This window comes from Xanthomonas sp. NCPPB 3005 (genome assembly GCF_041228095.2).
Taxonomy (GTDB): Bacteria; Pseudomonadota; Gammaproteobacteria; order Xanthomonadales; family Xanthomonadaceae; genus Xanthomonas_A; species Xanthomonas_A bonasiae.
In genome coordinates, this window is sequence record NZ_CP166096.2 from 820,325 (window position 1) to 833,792 (window position 13,468).

The 13,468-nt window shown below is 69.5% G+C and carries 12 protein-coding genes; 6 read left to right on the plus strand and 6 right to left on the minus strand.

Going from position 1 to position 13,468, the window contains the following annotated elements; translation table 11 throughout:
* The first annotated feature begins 28 nt into the window (after positions 1-28).
* The 5 genes from AB8810_RS03655 (at position 29) to map (ending at position 4,471) form a co-directional block, all read left to right on the plus strand.
* Positions 29-1,186 (plus strand): LacI family DNA-binding transcriptional regulator, encoded by a 1,158-nt coding sequence (locus AB8810_RS03655; protein WP_369915590.1) that lies wholly within the window; start codon positions 29-31, stop codon positions 1,184-1,186.
* A 185-nt stretch (positions 1,187-1,371) separates the two neighbouring features.
* Entirely contained in the window at positions 1,372-1,815 is a 444-nt protein-coding gene (locus tag AB8810_RS03660; RefSeq protein WP_369915591.1) for a DUF2231 domain-containing protein, read from the plus strand.
* Positions 1,808-3,112, plus strand: a complete 1,305-nt coding sequence (locus tag AB8810_RS03665) for a sorbosone dehydrogenase family protein (protein ID WP_369915592.1) — start codon at positions 1,808-1,810, stop codon at positions 3,110-3,112. The genes AB8810_RS03660 and AB8810_RS03665 overlap by 8 nt, the downstream gene beginning before the upstream one ends.
* A gap of 373 nt (positions 3,113-3,485) precedes the next feature.
* Positions 3,486-3,698, plus strand: a complete 213-nt coding sequence (locus AB8810_RS03670; protein ID WP_179567582.1) for a ParD-like family protein — start codon at positions 3,486-3,488, stop codon at positions 3,696-3,698.
* A complete protein-coding gene (map, locus tag AB8810_RS03675; RefSeq protein ID WP_369915593.1) occupies positions 3,695-4,471 on the plus strand; it encodes a type I methionyl aminopeptidase in 777 nt (258 codons plus the stop codon). Before AB8810_RS03670 ends, map begins: the two co-directional genes overlap by 4 nt.
* Positions 4,472-4,494: 23 nt before the next feature.
* On the opposite strand, the gene AB8810_RS03680 is transcribed toward map, so the two are convergent.
* The 4 genes from AB8810_RS03680 to AB8810_RS03695 all read right to left on the minus strand — a co-directional run bounded on the left by AB8810_RS03680 (position 4,495) and on the right by AB8810_RS03695 (position 8,617).
* Entirely contained in the window at positions 4,495-5,436 is a 942-nt protein-coding gene (locus AB8810_RS03680) for an MBL fold metallo-hydrolase (protein WP_369915594.1), read from the minus strand.
* A 126-nt stretch (positions 5,437-5,562) separates the two neighbouring features.
* A complete protein-coding gene (locus tag AB8810_RS03685; RefSeq protein ID WP_179567568.1) occupies positions 5,563-6,204 on the minus strand; it encodes a TetR/AcrR family transcriptional regulator in 642 nt (213 codons plus the stop codon).
* Positions 6,205-6,216: 12 nt separating this feature from the next.
* Complete coding sequence (locus tag AB8810_RS03690; protein WP_369915595.1) at positions 6,217-7,734, minus strand: FAD-dependent monooxygenase; 1,518 nt, start codon at positions 7,732-7,734, stop codon at positions 6,217-6,219.
* A gap of 403 nt (positions 7,735-8,137) precedes the next feature.
* Complete coding sequence (locus AB8810_RS03695) at positions 8,138-8,617, minus strand: VOC family protein (RefSeq protein ID WP_179567564.1); 480 nt, start codon at positions 8,615-8,617, stop codon at positions 8,138-8,140.
* Between the two features lie 284 nt (positions 8,618-8,901).
* Between AB8810_RS03695 and AB8810_RS03700 the strand changes: the two genes are divergently transcribed.
* Positions 8,902-9,057 (plus strand): hypothetical protein, encoded by a 156-nt coding sequence (locus tag AB8810_RS03700; protein WP_179567562.1) that lies wholly within the window; start codon positions 8,902-8,904, stop codon positions 9,055-9,057.
* A gap of 319 nt (positions 9,058-9,376) precedes the next feature.
* On the opposite strand, the gene AB8810_RS03705 is transcribed toward AB8810_RS03700, so the two are convergent.
* Both AB8810_RS03705 and AB8810_RS03710 read right to left on the minus strand, forming a co-directional pair.
* Positions 9,377-12,550: a bifunctional cytochrome P450/NADPH--P450 reductase gene (locus AB8810_RS03705; protein WP_369915596.1), complete on the minus strand. Its 3,174-nt coding sequence runs from the start codon at positions 12,548-12,550 to the stop codon at positions 9,377-9,379.
* Entirely contained in the window at positions 12,547-13,251 is a 705-nt protein-coding gene (locus AB8810_RS03710) for a TetR/AcrR family transcriptional regulator (protein WP_369915597.1), read from the minus strand. Before AB8810_RS03710 ends, AB8810_RS03705 begins: the two co-directional genes overlap by 4 nt.
* Between the last annotated feature and the right edge of the window lie 217 nt (positions 13,252-13,468).

Here is a 13,468-nt window from a genome sequence, read left to right on the forward strand (position 1 = left end):
CGCGTCTCGTCAGAAGGGGATCGATCCGATGCGCCAGAAGCGTCCGCCCCGTGCCGCATCCATACGCGCGTCCAAGGCCGTCCTGCCCACGCCGGCACCGGCGCCGGACGCGGTGGATGTCGTGGGGAAGGCCGCGCCGGCCGCCGCGGCACGCGACCGCCAGCGTGTGGTGACCGTCACCGACATCGCCGATGCGGTCGGCGTCTCGCGCGCGACCGTGTCGCTGGTGCTGCGCGGCAGCCCGCTGGTCCACGCCGACACGCGCGCGCGGGTGGAAGCGGAGCTGAAGCGGCAGCGCTACGTCTACAACCGTGGCGCGGCCAATCTGCGCCGGCGCACCTCGACCAGCGTGGCGCTGGTCATCAACGACCTGGCCAATCCGTTCTTCGCCGAGTTCGCGGCCGGCGTGGACGAGGCGCTGGGCGAGCAGGGCTACGTGACCCTGCTCGGCAGCACCGGCGAGTCGCCCGCGCGGCAGCAGGCGGTGCTGGGCTCGCTGATGGAGCACACGCCGGCGGGCGTGATCCTGTCGCCGGCCGAGGGCAGCGATGCCGCCGAGCTGCACACGGTGCTGGACGCGCGCGCGAACGTGCTGCTGTTCAACCGCGAACTCGCCGGCGCCGACGACTGGGGCTTCCTCGGCCTGGACAACCAGCGCGGCGCGCAACTGGCGACCGAGCACCTGATCGCACTCGGCCACCATCGCATCGCCTTCTACGGTGGCCATGCCGCGTCCAGTTCGTGCCGCCAGCGTCGCGCCGGCCACGCGCAGGCGATGCGCAACGCCGGATTGCCGGTCGACCCGGCCTGGCTGATCGAGTCGGCGCCCAACCGCCTGGAAGCGGCCGCGCGCCACGGCGAGCTGTTCGCCGTCGCGGCGCCACCGACGGCGGCGGTCTGCTACAACGACACGGTCGCGCTGGGCCTGATGCTGGGCCTGCTGGCGCGCGGCATCCGGCCCGGCCAGGACTTCGCCGTCACCGGCTTCGACGACATTCCCGAAGCCGCGGTGAGCACGCCGGCGCTGACCACCCTCGCCGCGCAGCCGCGCGCGCGCGGCCGGCAAGCGGCGCAGCTGGTGCTCGCGCAACTGGACGACCGCGCCGCGCCGCGCAGGACGATCGCGCCGGTGAGCCTGTCGGTGCGCGAGAGCAGCGGAGCGCCGATCGTTGCCGCGCTCGCGTAGCGCTGCGGTCGCGGGTGCGGCCGAAGCGGCGAGTCCGGACGACACGACCGAGCACGCCGTTCCATCGCGACACCCTCTAGACAGAGACGGGCAGATAGTGGATCGCACCACCACCGCGGAGCGTTCCGCGGCTTCGTGGTGAGCGGGCGATTCGCCCCATTCCTCCCTTCGTCGAGAGCCGTCTCATGCATCTGCAGACTGCAGCGCGCCGTTCCGTGGTGGCCAACGCCCTCTACGGCCTGCTCAACCCCATCCCGTTCGGCTGCTTCGTCGCCGCGCTGATCTTCGACATCGTTTATGCCCGCAGCGGCGTGATCCTGTGGACCAAGGCGGCGGCCTGGCTGATCGCGATCGGCCTGGTCATCGCCATCGTGCCGCGCCTGATCAATCTGACCCAGGTCTGGATCACCGCGCGACGTTCCGCGCTGCCGGGGGAACGGCTCGACTTCTGGTTGAACCTGCTCGCCATCGTCGCCGCCATCTTCAATGCCTTCGTGCACAGCCGCGATGCGTATGCGGTGGTCCCCGCGGGTCTCTGGCTCTCGATCGCCACGGTCGCGCTGCTGGCGATCGGGTATGTGCTCATCGCCATCCGCACGACGCCACGCGAGGGCTACGTCCATGGCTAAGCGCCTCTGCACGTCCGCCTTCGCCCTGAGCTGCGCAATGGCCCTGGCCGCCTGCAGCGGCAAGGCCACGCTCGAACCGACCCAGCAGGCGGGCAACGCGCCGCGGTTGCCGGAAGCCCGCAACTTCCTGCTGCCGCCGATGCGGGTTCCCGAGGGTGTGGGCTGGAAGGAGGGGCAGGCGCCCACGGTGGCGGCGGGCCTGAAGATCGAGAAGATCGCCGGCGGCCTGAAGCATCCGCGCCAGCTGTACGTGCTGCCCAACGGCGACGTGCTGGTGGTGGAGGCCAACTCGCCGGGCATGGAGCCGGTCACCACGCCCAAGCAGCTGATCGCCAGCCTGATCCAGAGCCGCTCCGGCAAGAGCGCCAAGGGCGGCAACCGCATCACCCTGCTGCGCAGGACCGCGGACGGCAAGTGGGAGCAGCATGCGTTCCTGAAGGGGCTGCACTCGCCGTTCGGCGTGCAGCTGATCGGCGATGCGCTGTACGTCGCCAACACCGACAGCATCATGAAGTTTCCCTACGTCGCCGGCCAGACCGAGATCACCGCGGCCGGCACGCTGTTCGCCGATCTCCCCGGCACGATCGAGCACCACTGGACCAAGGCGCTGCTGGCCAGCCCCGACGGCCGCAAGCTGTACGTCGGCGTGGGCTCCAACAGCAACATCGGCGAGAACGGGCTGGACGTGGAGTACCGCCGCGCGGCGGTACTGGAAGTGGATGTCGCCTCGGCCAGCAGCCGCATCTTCGCCTCCGGCATCCGCAATCCGACCGGACTGCAGTGGGAGCCGCACACCGGCGCGCTGTGGGCGATCGCCAACGAGCGCGACGAGATCGGTGCCGACCTGGTGCCCGACTACCTGACCTCGGTGCAGGACGGCGGATTCTACGGCTGGCCGTACAGCTATTACGGGCAGAACGTGGATGTGCGGGTCAAGGATCAACGGCCGGACCTGGTGGCCAAGGCGATCAAGCCGGACTACGCGCTGGGCTCGCATGTGGCCGCGCTGGGCCTGTGGTTTTCCCGCGGCGAGACGCTGCCCGCGAAGTACCGCGAAGGCGCGTTCGTGGCCGAGCACGGCAGCTGGAACCGCTCGCCGCTCAGCGGCTACCAGGTGGTCTACGTGCCGTTCCAGCAGGGTCGGCCGGCCGGTCCGCCGCAGACCGTGGTCAGCGGCTTCCACTCGCAGGACCAGTCGCAGCTGTTCGGCGCCCCGGTCGGCCTGGCGCAGGACAAGGACGGCGCGCTGCTGATTGCCGATGACGTCGGCAACAGCGTCTGGCGGGTGAGCTTCTGACCGAGCGCAGACTCGCTCCGCCCACCTGCAGGCGGGCGGAGCGAGTCTGCGCACGATGCGGCGCCTGGCGCGGGCCACGCCGGCGGCCGCCGATCTGAGGCGGCAGGAACGCAACCGTCGGGCGTGCGTACGCGCGCCTGTGCGCCACATCGAGACGGACGCTGTTCCCCGCTTTTGCGGCTGGTCTGCGCGTCTGTGACGCACCTTCGGCGTATCCCGTCCAGCGCTACGAAATGCAGAAGGAGCGGCGTCCTGCGCATCCGTTGCCGCCGCCCTCGTGCCGGGGATGAGCGCGGCAGTCGCGCGCGAGGCGTGTATTGTTCGCGATATACGAATCGTATATGATTCATGTATCCCGGACACAGGAGCCCCCATGGGCATCGTCAACATCGACGACGAACTGCACGACCAACTGCGCCGCGCCTGTACGGTGACCAGCCGCTCGATCAATGCGCAGGCCACCTTCTGGATCAGGATCGGCATGCTGTGCGAGATGCATCCGGAGCTGTCGTTCCAGGACCTGGTGGCGCGCGAGTTGCGTGCGGCCGGGGTGCAACCGCAGGCGTTGAAATCGGGCCGAGCGTGATCAAGCGGCCGGACGAACTCGCGCTGATGGCCGAGTCCGGCCGACTGCTGGCGCAGGTGTTCCATGCGCTGGACCAGCTGCCGCTGGAAGGCCGCAGCACGCTGGAACTCAACGACTTCGTCGAACGGATGATCGTGGAAGAACTGCACGCGCGGCCGGCCAGCAAGGGCCAGTACGGATTCCCGTTCGTGCTCAACGCTTCGATCGACGACGTGGTCTGCCACGGCGTGCCCTCGGCCGACGACGTGTTGCGCAGCGGCCAGATCGTCAATCTGGACATCACGCTCGAAAAGAACGGCTACATCGCCGATTCCAGCACCACCTACCTGGTCGGCGAGGTCGCCTATCCGGCGCGGCGGCTGGTGCAGGCGACCTACCAGGCGATGTGGAAGGGCATCGCCGCGGTGCGCCCCGGCGCGCGCCTGGGCGACATCGGCCACGCCATCGCCCGCCATGCGCGCGAGCACGGCTACAGCGTGGTGAAGGAATACTGCGGGCACGGCATCGGCCGCGAGATGCACGAAGATCCGCAGATCCTGCACTACGGCCACGCCGGCACCGGGTTGGAGCTGCAGGAAGGCATGGTGTTCACCATCGAACCGATGCTCAACCAAGGCCGCGCAGCGATCCGCGCACTGCCGGACCAATGGCCGGTGCATACGCGCGACGGCAAGCTGTCGGCGCAGTTCGAGCACACGGTGGCGGTGACGCGCAGCGGCGTGCGGGTGCTGACGTTGCGGCCCGGCGAGAAGCCGCTTTGCCGGGTCGATTGACGGGGAACAGCAGGAACTGAGCGCTACGCCGCAGGATCGTCGAAGCCGAAGACCTGCCCGGGCTCGGCGGCGACGAAGCTGGCAGCGGCAACGCCTTCCAGGCGTAGCGCGTCCGACAGCGCTTCGCGCGGCTCCTCGCGGCCTTCGTCGGTGAGTTGGAAAGTTCCCCAGTGAATGCCCAAGGCATGGCGGGCGCCGGTGTCCTGGAAGATGCGCACGGCTTCGGCGGGGTCGATGTGCTGGGGCGCCATGAACCAGCGCGGCGCGTAGGCGCCGATGGGGATCAAGGCCACATCGGGTGCGCCGTGCCTGGCGCGGATCTCGCGAAAGATGGCGCCATCGCCGTAGCCGGTATCGCCGGCGAACCAGACGGAACCGCGCGCGGTCTGGATGAAGAAGCCGCACCACAGCGCCATCCTGCGGTCGCGCACGCCGCGGCTCGACCAGTGGTTGGCGCGGGTGAGGGTCACTGCCGCGGTGTCGCCGATCGGCAGCCGATCGTGCCAGTCGCCGGTTGCGATCCGTGCATCGGGAACGCTGTTGCGCAGCAGGAGGTCGTTGCCCAGCGGCATCACGAACAGCGGGCGATGCGCTCGATGCAGCTTGCGCAAGGTCGCGATGTCGAAGTGATCGTAGTGGTTGTGGCTCAGCAGGACCGCATCGATCGGCGGCAGGTCAGAGAACTTCACGCCCGGTGCCGTGACCCGCTTGGGGCCCGCGATCTGCGAAGGGCTTGCGCGTTGCGACCAGACCGGGTCGGTGAGCAGGTTGATGCCGCCCATCTGGATCAGCAGCGTGGCATGGCCGACCATGGTGACGCGGATGCGATCGCTCCGCTGCGCAGGAACGGTGGGCGTCACCGCTACCTGCGCGGGCCAGCGCACCGCGCCCATGGCGGCTTTCCAGCGCAGCACGTTTGCCAACGAGTTGTCGATGGTCGGCTGGCCTGGATTGAAGAAGCGCACCCCGTCGAAGTGGTCGCTGACGGGGCCGCTGTAGTAGGGGTTTTTCATCGGAAAGGTGATCGGTGCGAAGGGGGGTGATGGCGCAGGCAGAGCGGCGAGGAAGGGGGCGGGAAGCCCGACTTCGGCTTATCCGACACCGGCTCTCGGCTCGATTCCGTGCAACAGCAACCGCCCATGCTGTTCGGCCAGCGCGCCGAGATCCGGCGCGTGCGCGCTGTCGCTGCCGAAGACCTGGTGGAACAGCATCGCCATCATCATCGGCCCCATGATCGACAGCACGTAGAGCTTGGGATCGCCGGCGGGGGCCGCGCCGCGCGCCTGGGCTTTTTCGATGATGCCGGCGACGGTGGACATCACCCGGTCGATGGCTTCGGCGTGCCAGATGCGGGCGAGTTCCGGAAACGCGCGGCTCTCGCCGATCACCATGCGCACGATCGCGGGCAGGCGTTGGTCGCCCATGCGCTCGGCGGCGCGCGTCAGCAGCAGGGTGGTGAGTTCGGCGAGCCCGCCTTCGAAGGTGGCGGCGGCGGCCTCGATCGGGGCGAGGTTGGTCAGCAGTCCATGGCGCACGACCGCGGCGAACAGGTCCTGCTTGTTGTCGAAATACAGGTACAGCGTGCCTTTCGCCACGCCCGCGCGCTTGGCCACGTCCGCCAGCTTGGTCTCGGCAAAGCCGTTCTCGGCGAAGGCGTCGAGCGCGGCGCTCAGGATCTCCGCAGGGCGGTCGTCCTTGCGGCGTTTCCATTTGGGTGTCGTCGGTTGCGTCATGCGGTCTCGATGCTAGTGCAGGCTGTATCCGTGGGACACACGATACGCATCCAGCGCCGTGAGTGATGCATCGGCCGCGGCGAAGGCGACATAGCCGTCGGGGCGCAGCAGATAGGCCGCGTCCTGCGCGAAGCCGGCAGCGTGATGTTCGGGCTGCCATGCGAAGACGCGCAGGACGATGTCGCGAGCGTTGCACCATGCATCCAGCTCGGGCGGCGCGCTGCCGTAGACGTGCAGCTGCCAGCCGATCTGCGGCAAGGGCGCGTAGTTGTCGGCGTCGGCGGTCTTCACCCACGGCAGGCGATCGCCGCCTTCGACGGCGCCGGCCCTGCCGGCGCTCAACGGGCCGTCGCGATAGTGCAGCATCGTCTGCGACACGGTGCGGAACATCAGCTCGCTGACGTTGCGCAGCCGGTAGGCCAGGCTGGCCAGGGTCGGGGCGACGTAGGTCCTGACGAAACCGGCGACGCTGCCTTCGGCGGTGACCAGGCTGAAGGCGCGGTCGGTGGTATTGACCAGGCTGCGCGCGAACGCCTGCCGTTCGGCGGCGTAGCTGTCGAGCACGGCGTCGGACGCGCGGCCCTTGAGCACGTCGGCGAGTTTCCAGGACAGGTTGATGGCATCGAGGATGCCGGTGTTCATGCCCTGGCCGCCGACCGGGCTGTGGACGTGCGCGGCATCGCCGAGCAGGAACACACGGCCGTGGCGGAAGCTGTCGGCGACGCGATGGTGCACGCGATAGGTCGAGAACCAGTTGACCTGGTCGATGCGCACGCCGAGGTTGCGGATGGCATCCTGGCTGACGTCGCCGAAGGTCAGGCTCTCCGCCCGGTCGGCGCGCTCGTCGCGCACGGTGCCGATCAGCCGGTAGTGCCCGGTCTTGCTGTAGGCCAGCACGAGGATGAAATCGCCGTCGCCGAGTGCGATATGCGCTTCGTCCATCGACTGCAGGCCGCCGAGTTCCACGTCGGCGACATAGAACACCTGCCTGTAGGTGCCGCCTTCGAAACCGATGCCGAGTTGATGACGCGCCGGCGAGCGTGCGCCGTCGCAGGCCGCCAGATAGCGCACCTCCGCGGCCTGCTCGCTGCCGTCGGGCAGGCGCAGGCGGGCGGCGACGCGATCGCCGTGGTCCTCGAAGGAGAGCAGTTCGGTATTGCGCTCGACGGCGACGCCCAGCGACTGGAGCTGGGCGATCAGCAGGCGCTCGTGCTGGTCCTGCGGGTACACCAGCACGAACGGGTAGGGCGAGATGCCCGCCGCGGAATCCTGCAGTGCGATCCGCGCGCGGCGCTTGCCGCGCGCCCACAGGTTCATCGCCGGGGTGCGATGGCCGGCGGCGACGACCGCGTCCGCAATGCCCACCTGGCGGTACAGCTCGAGGGTGCGCGCCTGCACTGCCATGGCACGCGAGGTCTCGCCCGGGCCGGCGCTCTTGTCGATGAGGCGCACGCCCACCCCCTGCCGGGTCAGCCACAACGCCAGGGTGAGTCCGGTAGGGCCGGCGCCCACGATCAGTACTTCGGCCATGGCATGCTTCCTCGATGTAAATGACCAGCGGGTCATTTATTGCAGGCCCAGGTCTGGGAGTCAAGCAACGGCCGCTGGGCGGACGCATGAAGTCTTCCCAAAAGCGACGCAAATCGGAGCCTGCTTGTGCCGATGCGGCGATGACGGCGTTCAATGTCCGCAGAAAATGCGGCGATCGTGCGTACGGCCATGGCCTCGCCTGTTCGGCGGCTTCTGATCACCGGCAAGTGGCGGCGCTGGCCGAATGCGACAGCGACACCGCATTGCGCGGCATCGCGGAACGAGCGCAGCGTGGCGTGCTCTGCGCAGATCCCTGGCGGGGGACGCAGCACCAGCTACGAGATGGTGGCGGGAGACGAGCGTCGTTCGCGGCGGCGGACCGGATCGGGGGCCACAGGCGGGCTCAGCCGCGCCGCGCGGCTTCGATCGCGGCGATGTCGATCTTGATCATGCCCATCATCGCCTCGAACGCGCGCCTGGCCACCGCCGGATCGGGATCGGTGACCGCGGCGGTCAGCACGCGCGGGGTGATCTGCCACGACACGCCCCACTTGTCCTTGCACCAGCCGCAGGCGTTTTCCTGGCCGCCGTTGCCGACGATGGCGTTCCACAGGCGGTCGGTCTCGGCCTGGTCGTCGGTCGCCACCTGGAACGAGAACGCCTGGCTATGCGGGAACGCGGGGCCGGCATTGAGGCCGAGGCAGGGAATACCGAGCACGCTGAACTCGACCGTCAGCACGTCGCCCTGCTTGCCTGCGGGGTAGTCGCCGGGCGCGTGGTGCACCGCCTTTACCGCACTGTCGGGAAAGGTCTCGGCGTAGAACGTTGCGGCCTCCAGCGCGGTGCCGTCGAACCAGAGGCAAATGGTGTTCTTGCTGATCATCTGGACTCTCCTCAATGAACAGGGATACCGCATCGAGTGGCGTGGCCGCTGCGCGACAGGGGACAGCCGTGGCGCGCATGCGCTGCGACACGCCACGCGGCCGGCACGTGCCGCTGGATGCTGCGGCACGATTAGGCGACGGATGGCGCCGGAAGGCATGTCGCACGGCAGCATGGCGCATGCGGGCCGGCGCGGGCCGCGGGCCGTCGAGGCGGGCACGGGCTAGCAAGCCCTTCACCTGCGGTGTGGTGTTTTAGAGGCCGCACAACCACACGGAGCTTTGCATGGACACCACGCTGATGCCCTGGGTCGCCGGACTGTTCATCCTGTTCGTCGGATCGGCCTTCTATCTGGTTACCCGGGCCAAGAAGAATCGCGACCGCCCGGCCAAGGACGCAGCCGCGACGAAGTCCGGCGACGATGCGTCGCTGAAGAAGTAGCGTCGCATGGCCGGCGTGCGCATGGCGCGCTGCCGCGAGCGTCCTGTCGCGACGCGGCAATCCGAATGCCGCTGTTCCTGCGGTTTTCCCGCCTGCAATCGGATGTGAGAACGCCACGCTGATCGTGCGCGCCGCGCGTGTGGAGGAATCCAGCCTGGCTTGGCGTCGCGTTGACCATCGCACAAGGCGATGTCGGGTGCGTGCGCCGTCCCGAACGAACGCCGTCAGGGCATGCCGTAAGCCAGGTTGCCCGGACGAGCACAGCCGTGTGCGGCAGCCTCCGTTGCTGTCCGCCAGGCGGCCCTGGCCGTCCTCGCCGTCACGAGAAAATGTCCGCCACGTAGCGGCCGTGCTCGCGTTCGATACGGTCGGCCCAGGCGTTGGCGTCCTCGGCGCTGACGCCCATGCTGTCTTGGTAGATGCGCACGAAGGTGTCGCGCACCGCCGGCGCCATGTGCTCGCCGTCGCCGCAAACGAACACGGTGGCGCCTTGCTGGAACAGCGCCGATACGCGCTCGCGGTCCTGCCACATGCGGTGCTGGACATAGGCCACGCCGTCCTGCGGCGCCTGCGAGAAGGCCAGGCGGACATCGACCACGCCCATGTCCTGCCAGCGTTGCAATTCGTCCTTGTACAGGCAGTCGACGTCGGGATGGTCGATGCCGAAGAACAGCAAGGCGTCGCCGACCTCGCGCCCGCCCGCCTTCTGGATCGCGCGTTCCTGCAGGAAGCCATGGAACGGGGCGATGCCGCTGCCGGCGCAGACCAGGATGATCGGCGTGGCCGGATCTTCCGGCGGGTGGAAGCTCGCCTGCGAAGGCCGCACCGCGACCGACACCAGCGCGCCTGCTTCGAGACCTGCCAGATAGGTGGAGGCCACGCCGCGGCGTCGCCCGATCCCCGACAGCGCCGGCGCGTCGAGCACGGCCACGGTCAGCGAACACTGCGCCGGGTCGCGCAGCGGCGAGGAGGAAATGGAATATTGCCGCGCGCGCATGGCCGGAAGCGCGCCGAGAAACGCGCCCAGCGCCAGTTCGCAGGCGGGGAAGCGCTCCAGCAGGTCGAGCAGGCTGATCTTCCTGGCGAGCACCTCGTCGGTATAGGCCGGCTCGGCGGCCAGCGTTTCCAGTGCGGCGCGATCGGGCGGGCAACGCGTGGCGGCGGCCAGTTGCGCGACCTGCGCGCGCGTGGCCGGTTGCGCCAGTTCCACGTAGTCGGCGAGCACCTGCGCCAGCGCGACCGGATAGCCGCTGGGCAGGCCGGATGCGGCACCAGGCCGCTGGCCGATGATGACCTGGGTATCGCTGGCCAGGCCGAAGCGCCGCAGCACGCGCTCGATCTGCGCGGCGGGGTTGCGCGGCAGCACCGCGAGATAGTCGCCGGTGCGGTAGCGCATGCCCTCGGGCAGGGCGATCTCGATGTGGCGCTTGGAGCGCGCGAACGGGGCGGACATGTCGACCAGTTCGCGATTGTCGACGATGCGCCCGTGGTCGAGTTCGGTCAGCCGCAACGCGCCGAGCCGTGCGGCCGGCACGATCTGCACCTCCAGCGCCTGCGCGGTGTGCTCCTGCGTCGCCTTGCCCAGCGCCTGGCCGAGGTCCGGCCACAGTCCGGCGTACCAGGCATCGAAGCCGCCGAAGAAATCGCCGCCGGCGTCGGTTTCGCCGCGGGGTCTGACGCGTGCGGCACCGGCCGCCTCCAGCGCGGCATCGACCCGTTTCGGAATCGCCTGGTAGGTGCGCGCCCATTGCCGGTTGCCGGATCCGAACACGGCGTAGCGCACGCCGGCCAGATCGCCGGGGGCCAGCGCTTCCACCCACGCGAGGAAGCGGCGCGCATTGTCCGGTGGCTGGCCTTCGTAGGACGAGGTGACCACCACCACCGCGCGGTCGCGCGGCAGGCGGCCGACATGGTCGTCCAGCGGCGCGACCACCGGCGCATAGCCCTGCGCGGCGGCGTCGCCGCCGATGCGCTGCGCGAACGCCTCGCACGAGCCGGAATTGCCGCCGTACAGCACCAGCAGCGGCGTCCCCGCTGCCGTGCTGGCGGGGGCAGGCGTGGTGGCCGGCGCCAGGATTTTCTGCGGCGCGGACGGTACCGCGCTGCGGCGGCGCAGGGCGAGGTCGTCGCGCCGGCGCGCACGGATGCGGAAGCCGTCCGGCTTCAGGGTCAGGGTTTCCGCGACGTCGAGCTGGTAGTTCGGATCGACCTCGTCCAGGTCGAAACGTTGCAGGATCATGCTCAGCACCAGCTGCGCCTCCTGCATCGCGAAGCCGCGCCCGATGCAGGCGCGCGCGCCGTTGCCGAACGGTTTCCAGGCATTGGGCGGGAGCCGTTCGGCCGCGTCGGGCGCGAAGCGCTCCGGCCGGAAGGCCTCCGGTTCCTCCCACACCTTCGGATCCCGGTGCAGGGTGGGAATCAGCACGAGCAGGGTGTCCTGCGGCGTCACCGCATAGCGGCCGGCCAGCGTGGTCGCCTCGCGCGCCGTGACCGCAAACGCCGGGGCGGTCGGCCACAGCCGCAGGGTTTCCTGCAGGATCTGCTCGATGTAGCGCAGCTTGGCCAGGTCCTCGACCTGTGGTAGCTGCGTGCCCAGCGCGGCGTCCACTGCCTGGCGCGCGCGCGCCATCGCCGCCGGGTGGCGCAGCAGCAGATACAGCGCGAACGACAGCAGGCCGCTGGTGGTCTCGTGGCCGGCGATCAGGAAGGTCACCATCTGGTAGCGGATGTTCTCGTCCGACAGCGCCTCGCCGGTCGCCTGGTCGCGTCCGTACAGCATCAGGTTGAGCAGGTCGTCGCGCGCGGCCGCGTTCGGGTCGGTCCGGCGCTCGGCGATCAAGGTGTCGGCGACGCCGCGGATCATCGCCAGGTCGGCCTCGTAGCGGCGCCGGCCGGGCGCGAGCAGGCGGTTGGCGATGTCGGGCCGGCGCGCGCGCGATCCGGCCTCGGCCAACGCGCCCACCATCGCCGCGACGAAGGGGTGCATCTCGTTCTGGTAGAAGCTGTTGAAGCGGTAGTCGAAGGCGCACAACGCGATCGTGTCGAGCGTCAGCCGGGTCATGTTGTCGGCCACGTCGATCACCGCGTCCGGGCCGAACCGCTCCCAGCGCTGCAGCATCTGTTCGGCGATGTCCTCCATGCGCCCGAACATCGCGCGCACGCCGATCGGACCGAACGCGGGCATCAGCAGCCGGTGCGCCTTGGCCCAGTTGGGTTCGTCGTTGTAGGCGGTGAACAGGCCGTCGCCGCCGAGGTCGCGCAACGTCTGCAGCGGACGGTGCAACTTCTTCTCGAAGCGGGTTTCGTCGCAGACCTCGTCCACCAGGTCCTGTCCGCTCAGCACGGTCAGCGACAGCGGTCCGCTGTTCAGGCGAAAGATCGGGCCGTGCACCTTGGCCAGCCGCATCAGGCTCTGCACCGGCGCATCGCCATCGAGATGGTGGAAATTGCCGAGCAGCGGCAGCGAACGCGGTTGCGGGATGGTCTGCGTCATGGGGTGCCTTCCTGGGGAGCGTGCAGTGGCGCGACCGGCGCGCGACCGGTGTCGCGATGCGGGGGATGCAGCAGGGTGGCGAGTACGGTGTCGACCAGCCGCGCCCGCGCCTCGCCGGCCGCGATCTCCGGGGCCAGCCGCGCCAGCAATTGCGGGAACTCCGGCGGCTGGCTCAGCATGCTGTTGAGCAGGACGAAGAACAGCGCCGGATGCGTCGCCTTCACGATGCCGGCTTCGATGCCGGCAAGGATCAGCGCATGGCCGGCCTCGTAGGAGGGACGCAGCAGGCGTTCGGCGACGACGGTGGCGCGCTCTGGGCGTTCCGACACCACGCGCGCGACGAAGTCGCGGACCGCGGGATTGGCCTCGTAGAAGGCGGCCATGATCAGGATGGCGTCCGTCAGCCGCTCGTGCAGCGGGCGCTGGTCGTGGCGGGTCAGCGTCGCCATGGCGTCGAGGCGCGGGACGACGTCCTGCGCGAGCTGGTTCACGCAGGCGTTCCACAGCTCGGCCTTGCTGCCGAAATGCACGCGCACCAGGCTCGGACTCACCCCTGCGGCGGCGGCGATGGTGCGGATATCGGCCCGCTCGAAGCCGTACCGGGCGAAGCTGGCGGTGGCCGCCGCCAGCAGCGCCTGGCGGCCGTCGGCCTGGTCCTTGCCCGGGCGGCCGCGGGGGCGCGGGGGTGGCTTTGTCGCCATGGTCGGCGTTCCTGCGTAAATGTTCAGTTGTACATTTAATGGCAGTCGGCGACCTTTGCAACTTGGCCGTTCAGCAGGCAGAGCGTTTGCGCGGCTGCTGGCGCAGGCGCGGCATCGCCGCGTTCCTGCCCGAGAAGCGGACGGTGCGCCGTGGCGCGAACTGCGGCGAAATACGTGTCCATCCGCGCCGCAGGCGCGGCCCGATCGGCATGCAACT